The 17,777-nt window shown below is 72.6% G+C and carries 11 protein-coding genes; 6 read left to right on the forward strand and 5 right to left on the reverse strand.

What is annotated here, in order from left to right; all coding sequences use genetic code 11:
- Positions 1 to 310: 310 nt before the first annotated feature.
- Complete coding sequence (locus ACZ5XZ_RS15050) at positions 311 to 1,852, reverse strand: M81 family metallopeptidase (RefSeq protein WP_468977881.1); 1,542 nt, start codon at positions 1,850 to 1,852, stop codon at positions 311 to 313.
- Between the two features lie 41 nt (positions 1,853 to 1,893).
- A complete protein-coding gene (locus tag ACZ5XZ_RS15055; RefSeq protein WP_468977883.1) occupies positions 1,894 to 3,063 on the reverse strand; it encodes an ROK family protein in 1,170 nt (389 codons plus the stop codon).
- 203 nt (positions 3,064 to 3,266) lie between these two features.
- Here ACZ5XZ_RS15055 and ACZ5XZ_RS15060 point away from each other — a divergent pair, with 203 nt between their 5' ends.
- The 5 genes from ACZ5XZ_RS15060 (at position 3,267) to ACZ5XZ_RS15080 (ending at position 11,213) form a co-directional block, all read left to right on the forward strand.
- The gene (locus ACZ5XZ_RS15060; protein WP_468977886.1) at positions 3,267 to 5,066 is read left to right on the forward strand and encodes a peptide ABC transporter substrate-binding protein; all 1,800 of its coding nucleotides are present in this window, start codon (positions 3,267 to 3,269) and stop codon (positions 5,064 to 5,066) included.
- Positions 5,063 to 6,013 carry an ABC transporter permease gene (locus tag ACZ5XZ_RS15065; RefSeq protein WP_468977887.1) on the forward strand — a complete coding sequence of 317 codons (951 nt, stop codon included), beginning with the start codon at positions 5,063 to 5,065 and terminating at the stop codon, positions 6,011 to 6,013. The genes ACZ5XZ_RS15060 and ACZ5XZ_RS15065 overlap by 4 nt, the downstream gene beginning before the upstream one ends.
- On the forward strand, positions 6,010 to 6,897 hold the full coding sequence (locus tag ACZ5XZ_RS15070; RefSeq protein WP_468977889.1) for an ABC transporter permease: 888 nt from the start codon (positions 6,010 to 6,012) through the stop codon (positions 6,895 to 6,897). Before ACZ5XZ_RS15065 ends, ACZ5XZ_RS15070 begins: the two co-directional genes overlap by 4 nt.
- A gap of 28 nt (positions 6,898 to 6,925) precedes the next feature.
- Entirely contained in the window at positions 6,926 to 8,962 is a 2,037-nt protein-coding gene (locus ACZ5XZ_RS15075; RefSeq protein WP_468977892.1) for a dipeptide ABC transporter ATP-binding protein, read from the forward strand.
- An 853-nt stretch (positions 8,963 to 9,815) separates the two neighbouring features.
- On the forward strand, positions 9,816 to 11,213 hold the full coding sequence (locus tag ACZ5XZ_RS15080) for an NADP-dependent succinic semialdehyde dehydrogenase (protein ID WP_468977894.1): 1,398 nt from the start codon (positions 9,816 to 9,818) through the stop codon (positions 11,211 to 11,213).
- Between the two features lie 57 nt (positions 11,214 to 11,270).
- On the opposite strand, the gene ACZ5XZ_RS15085 is transcribed toward ACZ5XZ_RS15080, so the two are convergent.
- The gene (locus ACZ5XZ_RS15085; protein WP_468978221.1) at positions 11,271 to 13,442 is read right to left on the reverse strand and encodes a SpoIIE family protein phosphatase; all 2,172 of its coding nucleotides are present in this window, start codon (positions 13,440 to 13,442) and stop codon (positions 11,271 to 11,273) included.
- 565 nt (positions 13,443 to 14,007) lie between these two features.
- Between ACZ5XZ_RS15085 and ACZ5XZ_RS15090 the strand changes: the two genes are divergently transcribed.
- On the forward strand, positions 14,008 to 15,771 hold the full coding sequence (locus ACZ5XZ_RS15090; protein ID WP_468977897.1) for a coagulation factor 5/8 type domain-containing protein: 1,764 nt from the start codon (positions 14,008 to 14,010) through the stop codon (positions 15,769 to 15,771).
- Between the two features lie 53 nt (positions 15,772 to 15,824).
- Here the strand turns inward: ACZ5XZ_RS15090 and ACZ5XZ_RS15095 are convergent, their stop codons facing one another.
- Complete coding sequence (locus ACZ5XZ_RS15095) at positions 15,825 to 17,045, reverse strand: metallophosphoesterase (protein WP_468977899.1); 1,221 nt, start codon at positions 17,043 to 17,045, stop codon at positions 15,825 to 15,827.
- Positions 17,046 to 17,223: 178 nt separating this feature from the next.
- Complete coding sequence (locus tag ACZ5XZ_RS15100; RefSeq protein WP_468977900.1) at positions 17,224 to 17,730, reverse strand: DUF1990 family protein; 507 nt, start codon at positions 17,728 to 17,730, stop codon at positions 17,224 to 17,226.
- Between the last annotated feature and the right edge of the window lie 47 nt (positions 17,731 to 17,777).

A 17,777-nucleotide genomic window follows, 5' to 3' on the forward strand; every position in this document is an offset into this window, starting at 1 on the left:
AACGGGGCTATCCAGGACGGCTCCGACGCCGTGATCACACCAGCCACACCAAGATCATCTCACCCGTGACCAGCAGTTACGGGACAGCCCTTAGGCCGGCACAGCCGACGGAGCAGGCCCGCCCCCACCGGCCTCTTTTCCCACCCACCCACGGGAGGGGACTGACCGTAGGACGGAGTCCGTAGGGCTGTCACCGCAGCCGACAAACACACGCCCGCCGTGGGGGTACCTCCCACGCCCTTAAGGCAGTGGGGGAGCAACGGCGAGAAACCCCCACGGCGGGAAAGCCGAAAACGTGGGCCGCAAGCCCTTAGAGCACCACCGCACTCAGCTCCGTCTCCTCGAAGTCCGCGTCGTCGAACGGGTAGAGCGGGCGCCGTACCTTGTGGTGGCCGAGGCGGAGGAGGTCCTGGTCGACGCCGCCGGGGGTGAGGGCGAGCAGCCAGTCGGCGGCCATGGCGTGCAGTTCGGGTTCCAGGTAGCCGATCTTGACGACCAGCAGGTCGTAGGCGAGCGGGTCCAGTGGGCCGAAGTCGGCGCGGGTGTGGAACGGTTTGCGGCGTTCGGTCAGGACCACCGTCACACCACCGCGGGCGACGGCCGCGGACCGGCCGCCGCCGTCGTACGCCGGATTGCCGCGTGGCGCGCCGGAGCCCCGACCGGGCGGGTCGTCGAGGGCGGTGACGGTACCGGTCAGCTCGTACGGTTCGGCGTGCGGGCCGGTGCCCGCGCTGAACCGGCCGCCCACGTCGAGCGTGACCTCCGCGCCCACCCCCGCCTCGAAGCAGACGGCGACGGCCCTCGGGTCGGTGATGCCGGGGTGCAGGGCGGTGACCCGGCCGCTCGCCAGTTCCTCGTGCGCCAGGAGCCGGCCGAGCATATGGGCGAGGTCGCCCGCGCCGCCCGCGGTGGGGTTGTCGCCGGAGTCGCTGATCAGGAAGGGGCGGGCGGGGGAGGCGACGGCGCGGGCGATACAGCTGTCGGCATCGCCGGTCGGCCCCACGAAGGTGAAGTCGCGGCGTACGGACCAGTATTGGCGGGCCAGCGACTCGGCCTGGGTGGCGGCGAGCCGGGGATCGTCCGCGGTGACCACCACCGCGGCCCGGCAGCGCTCCTCGTCGGCCCAGGCGTACCCCACCCAGATCGCCGCGTCGACGACCCCGTCGAGCGCCTCGACCGAGGCCAGCCGCCCGTAGAGCGACCTGGCCGGTTCGAGGCGGGTGCTGGTCTTCTCGCCGGGGAGGAGGACGGGGATCTGCACCCAGGCGCGGTACGGGCGCCCCTTCCCGGCGACCAGCCGCCCGACGAGCTTGCGGGCGGCCCGCTCCCGGGTGTCCCAGGCGTCCTCGTGCGGCGCCATACGGTGCGCGGTCAGCAGATCGAGGCGCTCGGCGAAGCGGCGCGAGACGTTGCCGTGCAGATCCATGGCGGCCGAGATGAGGGTGTCGGGACCGGTGGCGGCGCGCACCGCGTCGGTGAGGTCGGCCTCGGCGTCGTCGAGCCCGACCACGCTCATCGCTCCATGGATGTCGTAGACCAGGCCGTCGAGCGGTCCCGACGCCCTGATCCGGTCGGTCAGTTCACCCTTGATGCGGTCGTACGTGGCGCGCTCCACCGGGCCGCCGGGCACCGCGACGGCGTGCACCAACGGCACCCACTCGACCAGCTCGGCCAGTTCGTCGTCCGGACGGGTCCAGGTGTAGCGGTCCAGCAGCGCGTCCTCCCGGGTGACGCGGAAGTCGTCGTATGTCGAGCGGTGCGGGCAGAACTGGCTGGACTCGATGGCCATACCGCCGATGCCGATGCGCAGCCGGCGCCGCGGGCCGGGACGGGGGCTGGTCGCTGCGGGCACGGTGCCTCGCTTTCCGTCGGAGGGGCGTGCGGACGGGCTTCCTAGGAGGCGGCGGGTGACGTCGGGGAGTGTGCGGCCGCTCGGCGCAGTACGGCCTGGCCCGCGCCCAGCAGTCCCGCGTCGGGGCCGCAGGCGGCGGCGTCGATGGTGAGTTCGCTGGTCGCCATCGGCAGACAGCGCTCGTAGAGCGTCCCGCGTACGGCCGCGACCAGCGGCTGCGCGCCGGCCAGCGCGCCGCCGAGGACCACCGCCTCGGGGTTGAAGAAGTTCACGACGACGGCGAGCACCGCCCCGATGTCGCGGCCGGCCTGCCGTACGAGGGTGGTGGCGTGCGGTTCGCCGTTCTCGACCAGCCGCAGGATCTCGCCCGCGGAGTCGACGGAGAGGCCCTTGCCGCGCAGCGCCGCGGCGATCGCGGCACCGCTCGCCACCGTCTCCAGACAGCCGATGTTGCCGCAGGAGCAGGGCAGGTGGGCGGCCTCGTCCACCCGGACATGGCTGATGTCGCCGGCCGAGCCCCGGGCTCCGCGGTGCAGCCGGCCGTCGCTGATGACGCCGGAGCCGATGCCGCGGCCCGCCTTGACCACGACCAGATGGCGCCGTGCCGGGTGGGCGGCGCGGTGTTCGCCGAGCGCCATCATGTTGGCGTCGTTGTCGAGCAGCACCGGCAGTCCGAGGCGGTCCGCCAGCCGGTCGCGCAGCGGGAACAGATGCCAGCCGGGCATCCGGGACGGCGCGATGATCCGCGCGCCGTCCGCGTCGACCGGGCCCGGGAAGCCGACCCCGACGCCCCGGACCGTACGGCCGGCCGCGCGCTGTCGCTCGGCGAGCAGCTCCAGCCGCTCCGCGAGCGCTTCCAGGGCGGGTTCGGGCCCGGCGGTCGGATCGAAGGGGTGGTCGTCGGTGTCGAAGCAGTCGCCGGTCAGGCCGACCGCGCCGGTGCGGATGTGCCGGCTGCCCAGGTCGGCGGCGAGGGCGACCGCGCCCCGGTCGGCGATCCGCAGCAGCCGAGGGCGGCGGCCGCCGCGCGAGACGCCCTCGCCGGACTCGGTCAGCAGCCCGGCCTCGACGAGTTCCTGGACGCGGGTGGAGACGGTGGACGCGGCGAGCCCCAGCTCGCGCACGAGGTCCGCGCGGGAGCTGGCGGAGCCGTTCGCGACGAGTTCGAGGACGTGCGCGGCCGAGCCGGGCGGCTCGTCGGAGGCGGTCATCGGGCGCCTTTCGCCGGGACGGGGGAGGGGCTGCGGGAGGAGAGCGGCAGGGGCGACTTGTTTCGGCCATCGAAGGAAGGTGCCGGTCCAACTCGCTGACAGTAGAACCCGGTTGGCGCTCTTTCGCCAAGGTCTTGACTTCTTTTCCCGGCCGTCCGTAGTTTGCTCGCACTCTTCGACCGGTCGACCACCTCGGAGGCAGCATGGGTCTGCGCAGCACCCGAAAACGCGGGCCCTTGGGGAGGATCGCGGTCGCCGTCCCGCTCGCCGCCTTCGCGCTCGTCGGCTGCGGCCCGACTGGCAACGTTGTCACCGAGCTGGGCGCCACAGGGGGCACACCCGTCGAGGGAGGCACCGTCACCATGGCACTGCCGCCCGCCTCCACCCCCAACTGGATCTTCCCCATCGGCGCCCCGGGCTATCTGGCCTCCTACAACAGCGCCATCCAGGACCTGCTCTTCCTGCGGCTGTTCCTGCCCGAACCGAAGGGCGACGCACTGACCCTGGACTCACCGCGCAGCCTCGCGGAGATGCCCCGCTACAGCGACGGGAACAAAACCGTCAGCATCACCCTGAAAAAGGGCTATCGCTGGTCCGACGGAAAACCGGTCACCACGCGCGATGTGAAGTTCTGGTTCGATCTGATCAAGCACAACAAGCAGGAATGGGCCGGATATTCGCCACGGCTCATGCCGGACGACGTCAGGGCGTTCGAGCTCGTCGACGACCGCACCTTCCGGCTCCGACTGGATCGCGCCTACAACCCGGCGTGGTTCACCGCCAATGAACTCCAGGACTTCGTCGCCCTTCCCGAACACGCCTGGAACCCCCGCCACGAGGACCCGAAGCGGGCCTTCGCCCGGCTGATGCGACACGCCAGACAGTTCTCCCGGTTCGCCACCGATCCGCTGTGGAAGACGGTCAACGGGCCCTGGCGGATCGAGAAATGGACCACCTCCGGGCAGGTCTCCCTGGTCCCCAACGGCCACTACCGAGGGCCGGACCGGCCACATCTCGACCGGGTGATCCTCAAGCCCTTCACCACCGCGGACTCCGAATTCAACGTGCTGCGCGCCGGTGGTGTCGACTACGGCTACCTTCCGCCGTCCGTCATGGCGCAGTCGGCGCAATTCAAGAAGATGGGCTATCGCATCGACCCGTGGGAGGGCTGGTCGGTCACCTATATCGTCCTCAACTTCCACCACCCCACGGCCGGACCGCTGCTGCGGCAGGCCTATCTGCGCCAGGCGCTCCAGCACCTCATCGACCAGAAGTCGATCTCCCGGGTGATCTGGCACGGCAGCGCCGCGCCCACCCTCGGCCCGGTCCCCGCCGGCCTCCTGGAGCGCGACCCCTATCCGTACGCCCCACGGCGGGCGAAGGCGCTACTGGCCGGCCACGGCTGGGCCGCCAGGGACGGCACGCTGCGCTGCGTACGGCCCGGACGGGGCGCGCACACCTGCGGCGCGGGCGTCGAGCGCGGCCAGGAGCTGCGGCTCTCGCTGCTCTCCCAGTCCGGCTCGACCGAGACCTCCAACACCATGCAGGCCATCAAGTCCGAGTTCGGCAAGGCGGGCGTCGCCCTCGACATCCGGCAGCAGCCGCTGAACACCGTCCTGGGCACCACCGTCCCCTGCACGACGGACGAGCCGCTCTGCGCGCAGTGGCAGCTCGGCTTCTTCGGCACCCAGGGCAGCTGGTACTTCCCGCCCGACCCCAGCGGAGAGAAGATCTTCGCCAGCAACGCGCCCTCCAACATGGGCAGTTGGTCCGACGCGGAGACCGACCGGCTGATCCGGGCCACCGAGTACTCCGCCGACCGGGCGGCGATGCGCGACTACGGCCGCACGGTGGCCCGCCGGCTCCCGGTCCTGTGGGCCCCCAACCCCGCCTACCAGGTCTCCGCCATCCGCAACGACCTACGAGGCGTCGACCAGAACCCGACGCTCTCCCTCGCACCGCAGAACTGGTACTTCGTGAAGAAGGGCGGTGCCGCCGGATGACCGGCTTCCTCGTCAAGCGCCTCGGGCAGGCCCTCGTCGTGCTGCTGCTGGTCTCCGTCATCGTCTTCGTCCTGCTGCATCTGCTGCCCGGCGGCCCGGCCCGCGCCATCCTCGGCGTGCAGGCCACTCCGGAGGCCGTCGCGCACTTCAACCACCAGCAGGGGTACGACCGTTCGCTGCCCGAGCAGTATGTGATCTACCTCGGCCGGCTGCTCACCGGCGACCTCGGCGAGTCCTACAAGCTCAACCAGAGCGTCGCCTCCCTGCTGAGCGAGCGCCTGCCCAAGACCGCCCTGCTGGCGGGGCTGTCCCTCGCCCTGGCCGCGATCCTCGCCGTCCCCCTCGGCATCCTCCAGGCCGTACGGCGCGGCAGGGCCGCCGACTACGTCCTGACCGGCGCGGCCTTCCTCGCCTACGCCACCCCCGTGTTCTTCCTCGGCCTGGTCCTCATCCTCGTCTTCAGCCAGCAGCTGCGACTGCTGCCCGCCGAGGCGCCGCAGGCCGACACCGTCGGCGGCATCCTCGCCGACGCACCGGCCCTCGTGCTCCCCGTCGCGACCACCGCGCTGGGCATCATCGCCGCCTTCAGCCGCTATATGCGCTCGGCCGTCCTCGACAACCTCGCCGAGGACTACGTCCGCACCGCGCGCGCCAAGGGCCAGTCCGGCGCCCGCATCATGGCCCGGCACGTCCTGCGCAACGCGCTCATCCCGCTGGCCACCCTCCTCGGCCTCCACCTCCCCACCCTCTTCAGCGGCACCCTCGTCGTCGAGTCGATGTTCAACTACCCGGGAATGGGGCTGCTGTTCTGGAACGCGGCCCAGAGCTCCGACTTCCCCGTGCTGCTCGGCGTCACCCTCGTCGTCGGCGTCGCCACCGTCCTCGGCTCGCTGCTCACCGACCTCGCCTACGCCGTCCTCGACCCGCGCATCAGGAGCGTGCCGTGACGCCCACCGCCCTCGACACCGGGCCGGACGCGGCCACCCCCGGTCTCGCCCGCCGCACGCTCGCCGTCTTCGCCCGCAACAAGCTCGCCCTCACCGGTGCCCTGCTCCTCCTCGCCCTGCTCGCCTTCTGCTTCCTCGGGCCGCTGATCCACCCCACCGACCAGATCCACACCGACCTCTCCCAGGCCAACCGCGCCCCCGGCGCCGGACACCCGCTGGGCACCACCGACCTGGGCTACGACCTGCTCGGTCGGCTGATGTACGGCGGCCGCACCTCCCTCGAAGTCGGCCTGGCGGCAGGGCTGCTGGCCACCCTCTTCGGCACGGTCTACGGCGCGGTCGCCGGCTACTGCGGCGGCTGGGCGGACGCCGCGATGATGCGGATCACCGACGCCGCGCTCGCCATTCCGGCGCTCTTCCTGCTCGTCGTGGTCGCGGCGATCGTCACCCCCAGCAAGCCCGTCCTCATCCTGATCATCGCCTCCGTCGCCTGGCTCTCCCCGGCCCGCCTCATCCGCGGCGAGGCGCTGGCGCTGCGCAGCCGGGACTACGTCCACGCCATGCGGCTGATGGGCGGCGGCGGAGGGCGGGCCGTCTGCCGGCACATCCTCCCCAACGCCGTCGGCACCGTCATCGTCAACGCCACCTTCCAGGTGGCCGACGCCATCCTCTACGTCGCCTACCTCTCCTTCCTCGGCCTGTCCATCCCGCCGCCCGCCGCCGACTGGGGCTCGCTGCTCTCCGCCGGCATCACCTACACCCAGGTCGGCTACTGGTGGCTGATCTTCCCGCCAGGCCTGGCGATCGTGCTGGTCGTCGCCGCCTTCAACTTCCTCGGGGACGGTCTGCGCGACGCCTTCGACGTACGCCTTGTGAAGAACTGACGCGCTGCCGGAAGGAAGGACCCGCACCATGACCGACCCGCTCCTGCGGATCGAGGACCTGCGCGTCGAGATCGCCGGCCGCGGTCGCACCGTGCACGCCCTCGACGGCATCGACCTCGACCTCGCGCCCGGCGAATCGCTCGGCATCGTCGGCGAATCCGGCTGTGGCAAGACCATGACCGCGCTGGCCGTCCTCGGCCTGCTGCCGCCCGGAGGCCGGGTCACCGGCGGCCGGATCCTGTGTGACGGCACCGATCTCGCGGCCGCCCCCGAGCCCGTCCTGCGCAACGTCCGCGGCAACACCGTCGGCATGGTCTTCCAGGACCCGATGACCTCGCTCAACCCCACCCTGACCATCGGCGCCCAGGTAGCCGAACCCCTGCTGCTGCACCGGAAGCTGAGTCGGGCCGAGGCCCGGGCGAAGGCGGAGGAGACCCTGCGGCTGGTCGGGATGCCGCGCCCCGCCGAGCGGCTGAGGAGCTATCCGCACCAGCTCAGCGGTGGGATGCGGCAGCGCGTCGCGATCGCCATGGCGCTGGTCTGCGAACCCCGGCTGCTGATCGCCGACGAGCCGACCACCGCCCTCGACGTCGCCACCCAGCACCAGATCCTCGAACTCGTCGACGAACTGCGCGCCCGCCTCGGCATGGCGATGATCCTGGTCACCCACGACCTGGGAGTGGTCGCACGCCGGGTCGACCGGGTCGCGGTGATGTACGGCGGCCGGATCGTCGAACGCGCCCCGGTGCGGCCGCTGTTCGCCACCCCACGGCACCGCTACACCCAGGCCCTCCTCGCCGCGCTCCCCGAACGCGCCCTCGCCACCGCCCGGCCGCCGGCCGGCATCCCCGGCCTGCCGCCGTCCCTGCTCACCCGCCCCACCGGCTGCCGCTTCGCCCCGCGCTGCGGTGACGCCACCGACCTGTGCCGCGCCGCCGAGCCGGAACTCACCGACGACCTGCACGCCACCGCGCCCGCCGCCACCGCCCACGCCTTCGCCTGCTTCCACCCCGCCGCACCGGCCCCCGGCACCGGCCCGGCCTCCGCGGCCCCCTCCCGCCCTCCGGCCACGGCCACCCTCCGCGCGCCGGCCGCACCCCCGGTGCGTACGGAGGAACTCCTGCTGCGGCTCGCCGACGTCAGCAAGAGCTACCGGCTGCACGGCGGCCCCTTCGCCCGCCGAAGGCCGGGCACCCGGCAGGCCGCCGAGGTCAGCGCGGTGGCCGGCGTCTCGCTCACCGTCCGGCGCGGCGAGACCTTCGGCATCGTGGGGGAGTCCGGCTGCGGAAAGTCCACCCTGGGCCGGATGGCCGTCGGCTTGGAGGCGCCCAGCGGCGGCGCCGTCCACTTCGCCGGCCGCGACCTCGCCGGCCTCACCAAACGGGAACTGCGCGCCCACCGGCGCGACGTCCAGCTGATGTTCCAGGACTCCGCCACCTCCATGGACCCCCGGATGCGGGTGGGCGCCGTGCTGCGCGAACCGCTGGTCATCCAGCGCATCGGCGACCGGGCGGAGCAGCGGCGGCGGATCGCCGGGCTGCTGGACGACGTCGGGCTGCCCCGCGGCGCGGTGGACCGCTACCCGCACGAGTTCTCCGGCGGCCAGCGCCAGCGCCTGGGCCTGGCCCGTGCCCTCGCCCTGGCCCCCTCGCTGGTGGTCGCCGACGAGCCGGTCTCCGCGCTCGACGTCTCCGTCCAGGCGCAGATCCTCCAGCTCATGCGGGAGCTGCAGCGCGAGAAGGGGCTGAGCTACCTCTTCATCTCGCACGACCTGGCGGTGGTGCGGCACCTCGCGGACTCGGTCGGCGTGATGTACCTCGGCAAACTCGTCGAGACCGGCCCCGCGGAGCGGGTCTTCACCCATCCGCTGCATCCGTACACGCAAGGCCTGCTACGCGCCGGCGAGGCCCCGCTCGCCGGCGAGACACCTTCGGCCGCCGCCCCGCCCTCCGGCTGCCGCTTCCGTACGCGCTGCCCCCTGGCGAGGGCCGTCTGCGCGACCACAGAGCCACCTCCGGCCGAACCGGGTTCGGCCGGGCATAGGGCGGCATGTCACTTTCTGTGATCGTTCGGCTGTCCCGCCGTGGTGGTTTTTCGCCGTGTCGCCTGCGGCCCCTCCGCTGCGCTTTGCTGCCGCCGACTTGTCTGGCTTTCGCGCCGTGTCGCCTGCGGCGGGCGGTTGTTTGTCGGGTGCGGCCCCGTGCGTGCCGTCTCGCCGTTGCGCCTGCGGCGGGCGTGGGTTGTCGGGTGCGGTGACAGCCCTACGGACTTCGTCCTACGGTCTGTCCCCTCCCGTGGGTGGATGGTGAACAGGCCGGTGGGGGCGGGCCCCGTCCGTCGACTACCGGTACACGAACGCTGACGTTCAGGCCCACCGGTCTCCTTCCCCCCACTCACGGGAGGGGGTGGACCGCAGGACGGAGTCCGGAGGGGCGCACCCGCTGCCGTAAACGCCCCGCGCAGCGGCACCAGCCCGCCGCAGGCGAAAAAAGCGAAACCCCCACGGCGGGAAAGCCGACAACGTGGGAAGCAGCAAGGCGCAGCCGACAACGTGGGAAGCAGCCCCAAGCGCAGCGGGATCGCGACGACGCCATACACAAGCCAAACTCGGGTACGGGGGCACATGTGCACATGTGCCACCAGCCGTCGTTTGGAGGCCCGCCGTGCAGCGGCAACCGCATCCTCACCCACTGTCTCGCGGTGAGCGCACGCTCGACCGCGAACCGCAGCCGACGCCCCCGGACCCGGGAGGTCCGTCCCCGAGCCCCGTCCCGGAACCCCTTCCCGGCCCGCCGGTCCCGCCTGCGCCACCTGAACCGATACCGCCGGAGCCGGAGCCGATCCCCCGTCCGCCCGGACCGGATCCCGTCCCGGACCCCTCTCCGTCCCCCTCACCGCTCTCCTAGGAGGTGCTGATCATGGCCATCGCCACGGTCAACCCGGCCACCGGCGAGACCCTGAAGACCTTTGACGCGCTGAACGCGGGCGAGATCGAAGACCACCTGGTCAGGGCGGAACAGGCCTTCCAGGAGCACCGCACCACGAGCTTCGCGCGCCGGGCGGAGCTGCTGCTCAAGGCCGCCGATCTGCTCGACGCCGACCAGGACGGCATCGCCCGCACCATGACCACCGAGATGGGCAAACCGCTGGTACAGGCCCGCGCGGAGGCCGCGAAGTGCGCCAAGACCATGCGGTGGTACGCCCACCACGCCGAGCAGCTGCTGGCCGACGAGGACCCCGACCCGGCCGACGTGCGCGATTCCGGCGCGGTGCGCGCGGTGGTCCGCTACCGCCCGCTGGGCACCGTCCTCGCGGTGATGCCCTGGAACTTCCCGCTCTGGCAGGTCGTACGGTTCGCCGCGCCGGCGCTGATGGCGGGCAACACCGGACTGCTCAAGCACGCCTCGAACGTCCCGCAGACCGCGCTCTACATCGAGGAGCTGTTCCGGCGCGCCGGCTACCCGGAGGGCTGTTTCCAGACCCTGCTGATCGGATCCGGCGCGGTCGAGGACGTCCTGCGCGACCCGCGGGTCGCGGCGGCGACGCTGACCGGCAGCGAGCCCGCCGGCCGCTCGGTCGCCTCGATCGCGGGTGACGAGGTCAAGAAGACCGTCCTCGAACTCGGCGGCAGCGACCCGTTCGTCGTACTGCCCTCCGCCGACCTCGACAAGGCGGTCCGCGTCGGGGTCACCGCGCGGGTGCAGAACAACGGGCAGTCGTGCATCGCGGCCAAGCGGTTCATCGTGCACGACGACGTCTACGACGCCTTCGCCGAGCGGTTCACCGACCGGATGGCGGCGCTGACCGTCGGCGACCCGATGGACGAGCACACCGAGGTCGGGCCGCTCTCCAGTGAGCAGGGCCGCTCGGACCTGGAGGAGCTCGTCGACGACGCGGTCCACCAGGGCGCGAGGGCACTGTGCGGCGGCCGCCGGCCGCCCGAGCACCGCGCCGGATGGTTCTACGAGCCGACCGTGGTCGCCGGTGTCACCCCTGGCATGCGCATCCATCGCGAGGAGGCGTTCGGCCCGGTCGCCACGCTCTACCGCGTCGCCGACCTGGACGAGGCGGTGCGGCTCGCCAACGACGTACCGTTCGGCCTGAGTTCCAATGCCTGGACCCGTGACCCCGGTGAACAGGAGAGGCTGGCAAGGGACTTGCAGGCCGGTGGTGTCTTCTTCAACGGTATGACCGCCTCCCACCCGGGCCTGCCCTTCGGCGGGGCCAAGCGCTCCGGCTACGGCCGGGAGCTCTCCGGGCACGGCATTCGGGAGTTCTGCAACATGACCACGCTGTGGTACGGGCCGGAGGACTGAGCCGGCCGGAGGACCAGCGGCGGCCGGGCGGTGCGGGTGCCGTCGGACGGGGTGGTGCTACCGCGCCGCGTCCGGCCCGTACTGCCCGTCCGGCACGACGAACTCGCACCACAGCGCCTTGCCCGCGCCGCGCGGCTCCGCGCCCCAGCGGTCCGCCAGGGCCTCGACCAGCATCAGCCCGCGGCCGGAGGTCGCGGTCTCGCCGGGGCTGCGGCGGCGCGGCCAGCGGCTGGAGCGGTCCTCGACCTCCAGCCGGATCCGGCGCGGGGCGCCGGGCAGCAGCTGCACGGAGACCAGGGCGCCGCTCTCGGTGTGGGTCAGGGCGTTGGCGATCAGCTCGGAGGCGGCGACCTCGACGTTGTGCAGGACGCTGCCCGCCCGCCACTGGTCCAGCGTGCGGCGCAGCGCCGAGCGGACCTCCGCGGCGCCCTGCGGGTCGGCCTGGTGCACATGCAGCCGTAGCCGCGGGGTGGCGTCGGCGCCGCCGGGGCCGGGCAGCCGGTGCAGCAGCAGGAGGGCCATGTCGTCCTCGGAGCCGGGGTCGGCCCACAGGCGGTCCGAGAGCCGGTCGGCGAGCGCCTCCAGGTCCGCGGGGCCGTCGCGGACCGCCGCGGAGAGCGCGTCGATGCCCGCGCAGATGTCCTGGCCGGGCTGTTCGACCAGGCCGTCGGTGCACAGCAGCAGCGTCGAACCCGGCTCCAGGAACAGCTGGGTCTCGGGGAAGTGGTCGTGCCCGAAGGCGGTGGCCAGGCCCAGCGGCAGCCCGCCGCAGACCTCGGGCCAGTCGATGTGCCGGGAGCTGTTGCTGATCAGCGGTCCGAGATGGCCGGCCCGCGCCACGTGCAGCGCCCCGGACTGCAGGTCGGCCTGGACGTAGGTACAGGTCGCGAAGCGCTCGGTGTCCAGCTCGGCCAGGAAGCGGGAGGCCCGCACCAGCACGGTCTCCGGCGTGTGCCCCTCGCCGGCGTACGCCCGCAGGGCGATCCGCAGCTGGCCCATGACGGCGGCCGCATGGGTGTCATGGCCCTGCACATCACCGACCACCAGGCCGGTCCTCCCCTGGGGCAGCGCGATCACGTCGTACCAGTCGCCGCCCACGTCCCGGCCGACGCTCGCGGGGTGGTAGCGCACGGTGACCGCGCCACCCGCGATGGCCGGCAGCCGGCGCGGCAGCATCGTCTCCTGCAGCCCGGTGGCGAACTCGCGCTCCTGGTCGAAGAGCGTCGCCCGCTGCACCGACTGCGCCACCACCCCGGCCAGCGCCAGCGCCAGGTTCCTGGCCTCCGGCGACTGCACGGCCGGCTCGGCGTTGAACAGCCCCAGTGCCCCGATCACGGTGTCCTGTGCGACCAGGGGCAGGAACGCCGCGCTGCCGGTCGGCAGCAGGCCGGTGTACGGGCGCAGCCGCGGGTAGCGGGCGATCAGCTCGCCACGGGTGCTGAGGAAGGCGGGCCGCCGCGAGCACGCCGCGTCGGCCAGCGGGAGGGTGTCGTCCAGCCGCGAGGTCACCATCTCCTCGGGCACCTCGCCCGCCAGCCCGGCGGTGGCGATGACCTTGAACCGGTCGTTGTCGACGAGCCCGAGGACCAGCCCGTCGGCGCCGAAACGCCGCGCTCCGCCGGTACCGCCGAGCACCCGTGTGACGTCCTGGACGGACAGCGCACGGGCCAGCGCGGCGGTGGTCTGCTGCACCATCACGGTCTGCCGCTGCCGGTCCTGCTGGAGCGAGCGCAGCAGCGCGGAGTCCGCCAGTTCGCCGGTCGCCTCCCGGACGATGCCGACGACCCGGTACGGCATCCCGTCCGCGTCGTGCAGGATCCGCCCCTGGGAGTGCGTCCAGCGGCGGCTTCCGTCGCGGCAGTGGACGCGGAAGTACGCGCCGTACGACGGCCGGCCGTCCTGCAGGGCCTGGGAGAGCGCCTCGTCCAGCCGCAGGCCCTCCTCCGGCGGTACCCGTGAGATCAGGGACATCGGCGCGCCGTCGTACTCGTCGGGGCGCAGGTCGAAGACCTCCAGGGCGCCGGGGTCCAAGGCCATGCGCCCGCGGTCCAGGTCCCAGTCGAAGGTGCCCGTCCGGTTGAGCGAGAGCCGTTCGCGCAGCCCGATGGGCTCATGGTGGGAGACCCCGGGCACGTCCTCCTGGGCCCGGGGCCGGTCCCGGCCGGAGCGGGGGTCATGGCCCTGGTCGGACGGATCGGGGGACGGTCCCGCGGGGGCCGGGCCGGTCATGGGGTGCCGCGCCGCGGAGTCCTGGAGCTCGGGCACGGCGGGCCCACACCTTGAAGGCGGCGGCGCGTCCGGGCGCGGGCCGGCGGCGACGCGGCGGACGCCTCCCGTGCCCTCGGCCGCGGGTCGTCGTTGACCGGGGCCGATACCCACCGGAACGCGGCCATGCGAACACCTTAGGCGCGGGTCGGGGACGCCGCATGTCGCGGTACGCCACCCGGGCACCGCATGCGTTCAGGCAGTGAACGCACACGGTGGAATCCGGTCGCGCCAACACCTCACCCGTGCAGGAGTCTTGACGTGGCATGTTCAAGTCCCGAAACATGATGCCGAGCCGTCGGCCGTGTCCACACCGGCCACAAACAGCAGCGGGACCGTGTCCACACCGGTCCGCAGGGCGGAGCTGAGGCGTACGCGCCCGCCTGCCCTCGTCACAGGAGGGCGGACCGCACAGCGGGCTGCGACACCACTGCCACCGCCCCCGACCCCAACGGGGCCGGGCAACGCCTCGGTTGCCACCTCCCGGCCGGCGCCCCGGCCACCTTCACCTGGTAGGAGACCCCCACAGATGACACCCGCCAGCACCCGCGGGCACCGCAGAGCGCGGCTGCCACGCCGCGCCACCCTCCTCGCCGTCGCCCTCGCGGCCTGCGCCGCCACCCTCTCGCTCCCACGGGCCGACGCCGCCGCGGCCGATCCCGACCTCGGCCCGAACGTGCAGATCTTCGACCCCTCGACGCCCAAGGGCCAGATCCAGAGCGCCGTCGACGACGTCTTCAAGGAGCAGGAGAAGAACCAGTTCGGCACGGCGCGGCATGCGCTGCTGTTCAAGCCGGGCTCGTACGACATCGACGCCAACATCGGCTTCTACACCCAGATCGCCGGCCTCGGCCGCTCGCCGGACGACACCACCGTCAACGGCGCGGTGCACGCCGAGGCCGACTGGTTCGACGGCAACGCCACCCAGAACTTCTGGCGGTCGGCGGAGAACCTGGCCGTCAACCCGTCCGGTGGCGCCGACCGCTGGGCGGTCTCGCAGGCGGCGCCGTACCGCCGGATGCACCTCAAGGGCGATCTGCAGCTCGACGACGGCGGCTGGTCCAGCGGCGGGCTGCTGGCCGACACCAAGGTCGACGGTCAGGTCCGCTCCGGCTCCCAGCAGCAGTGGCTGTCGCGCAACACCGAATGGGGCGGCTGGAGCGGCGCCAACTGGAACATGGTCTTCGTCGGCGCGAAGAACGCCCCGGCCGGAGACTTCCCCGCCCCGCCCTACACCCGCGTCGACACCACCCCCGTCTCCCGCGAGAAGCCCTTCCTGTACGTCGACGACGCCGGCGACTACCGGGTGTTCGTACCGGCCCTGCGCAAGGACTCCCAGGGCACCAGCTGGTCCTCGGGCGACCCGCGGGGCGGCTCACTGCCGCTGGGCGACTTCTTCGTCGTCAAGCCGGGGGCGAGCGCGGAGCAGATCGACACGGCCCTGGACGCCGGCAAGCACCTGCTGGTCACGCCCGGTGTCTACCACCTCGACCGGACCCTGCGGATCACCAGGCCGGACACCGTGGTGCTCGGCCTGGGCCTGGCCACCCTGATCCCCGACCACGGCGTCACGGCGGTGTCCGTAGCCGACGTCGACGGCGTCCGGATCGCCGGACTGCTGATCGACGCGGGCACCACCAGCTCGCCGGCCCTGATGGAGGTCGGCCCGCAGAACTCCTCGGCGAGCCACGCCGAGGACCCGACCTCGCTGCACGACGTGTTCTTCCGCGTCGGCGGCGCCGGCCCCGGCAAGGCCGCCAGAAGCCTGGTCGTCAACAGCTCCCACGTCATCGGCGACCATCTGTGGATCTGGCGCGCCGACCACGGCGAGGGCGTCGGCTGGAACACCAACACCGCCGCCAACGGCCTGACCGTCAACGGCGACGACGTCACCATGTACGGCCTGTTCGTCGAGCACTACCAGCAGCACCAGACGGTCTGGAACGGCGAGCGCGGCCGGACGTACTTCTACCAGAACGAGATGCCCTACGACCCGCCGGACCAGGGCTCCTGGATGAACGGCGGCACCCAGGGCTACGCCGCCTACAAGGTCGGTGACGGGGTGAAGAGCCACCAGGCGTGGGGTCTCGGCAGCTACTGCTTCTTCAACGTCAACCGCGACGTCGCCGCCGAGCACGCCTTCGAGGTGCCTGACACCCCCGGCGTCCGCCTCCACGACATGGTGACGGTCTCGCTCGGCGGCACCGGCACGATCCACCACGTCGTCAACGGGGCGGGTGGCCCCTCGGACGCCCAGCACAACGTCGCCAACCTGGTGGGCTATCCGCAGTGAGGCGAGCGGGGCGGGCCGTCCTGGGCGAGCGCGCACCAGGACGGCCCACCTCGTCAGGCGTGCGCCCGCGCCGCCGCGACCGGCGCGGTCTGCCGCGTCCGGTGCCGCAGCGTCGCCGTCCGCGTCGCCACGTCGACGGTGTACGCGTCGATGGTCAGCCGGGCGCCGGACACCTTCAGCACCATGAACCCGTTGTCGGAGAAGTTCTGCCAGGCGGCCGGGTGCCCGAAGTGCGCCGTGCCGTCCTCCGTCTTGGCCGATGCCCCGCAGACGACCTGTCGGGTGCCGCCGGTCCGCGCCGTGGGCTCCAGGATCTGCAGCGTGTGATCGTGACCGGAGAGGATCAGATCGGCCCGCCCGCACACCACCTTCTCGTACATGTCCTTGAGATGGACGCCGCTGGTGTAGTTCCCGATCTCGAACCCGTCGTAGGAACCGGCGCTGCCGTGCTTGCCGTTGTTGAGGTACGGGTGGTGGCCGATGACGACCTTCCAACGGGCCCGCGACGCCTTCAGCGCACCGTCCAGCCAACGCTGCTGCTCGCGCATGTACGGCCCGTCCCAGCGGTAGTACGGGTCGAGCTGGGCGACATAGGACGACCACGGGATCGTGTCGATGGCGAAGAACTCCACCAAGGGGTCGGCCGCCGGCAGCGGGACGCTGTAGTAACGGCTGGGCATGTACCAGCGCTTGGAGGTCTTGGCGTACGCGACCTCGCGGTCACCGCGCGAGGGGTCGCCGCCGCTGCCGGGTATCAGCCCCGAGCAGTCGTGGTTGCCCAGCACCATCAGCCAGGGCACGTCGATGCCGCTGTTGGGCTTTTCGAACTTGTCCTGGAACTCGGAGTCGTCGGCGGACTCCGGGCCGTTCTCGTAGATGTTGTCGCCGAGGCCGACCGCGAGACCCACCCGCTCGGTCCGGCAGACATCCCGCGCCGCGGCCGCCACCGCGTACTGCGCCTCGTCGCCCGTGCCGGCGTCACCGGTGACCAGGATGGCGAATTCGCCCTTGCCGTTGGGGTGCTCGGGGAACGGAAAGGCCCCCGGGGTGCCCGGGCGGGTCGCGGCCGAGGCGGGGGACTGCGCCTGCGAGGGCAGCACCGCCAGCGCCGCACCGGCCATCGCGCCACCCAGCAGCGTCCGCCGGTTCACCCACTGCGGAACGCGCCCCGTCGTGGGCATCGGGGGCGCCCCGGCCGCTGCGTCCGAGCCGGCCCGCAGCCACTCCCGCTCGGTCATGTCCGCCTGCGGCGGGATCAGTTCATCGTCACACATGGCTGGATTTCTCTCACGGTCGCCAGGGGAGGTGGTGACGAAAAGATGAAGCGCAAGTGGACGTATGGCGATCAGCGGCGACATTGCTACGCGTCGGTAACTACGCGTCTCCGCGCGGCGTCAGGGCGTGAGAAAAGCGCCGGGCCGAGGGGGTGCCGGCCCGCCGTCGGGGCGTGGCTCAGCGGTTCGCCAGCCGGCGCAGAGTGCGGCCGAGACGGCGGATGTACAGCCGCTGGAAGACGGGGACCAGGGGGCCCGCGAGACGGGTGACGGCGCGGGCCGGGCGGCTGAAGGCGGTCACGGTGAACCACACCGAGCCGTCCGCCCGCAGCTCGACCACGAACGCCTCCTCGCCGCACTCGGGGTGCCCGTCGCGTGTGCCGTAGGCGAAGCCGACGCGGCCCTCGTCGGCCACCGTCCACACCACCCGGCACGGGGCCCGCAGCCGCAGCGGGCCGATGCCCAACGAGACCTCGACGGCGACCCCCGGCGCGGCCCGCGGGGCGTCGGCGCGGATGCCGGTGCCCGCCGCGCGGTGCAGCCGGAAGGTGGTGATCGCCTCGCCCGCCGCGGTCAGCACCTCGAGGCCGCGGCCGATCGGCAGCTCCTCGTGGAGGTGGTGGTAGCCGGGCGGCAGCGGGGTGCGCCGGGTGCCGCCCGCCTCGGGGTAGTTCACATCGCTCATGGGGCGCATGGTGTCACTCCGGGGACACGGTGACCGCTTCGGTGCCA

It is taken from the genome of Streptomyces sp. NPDC033270 (assembly GCF_055576575.1).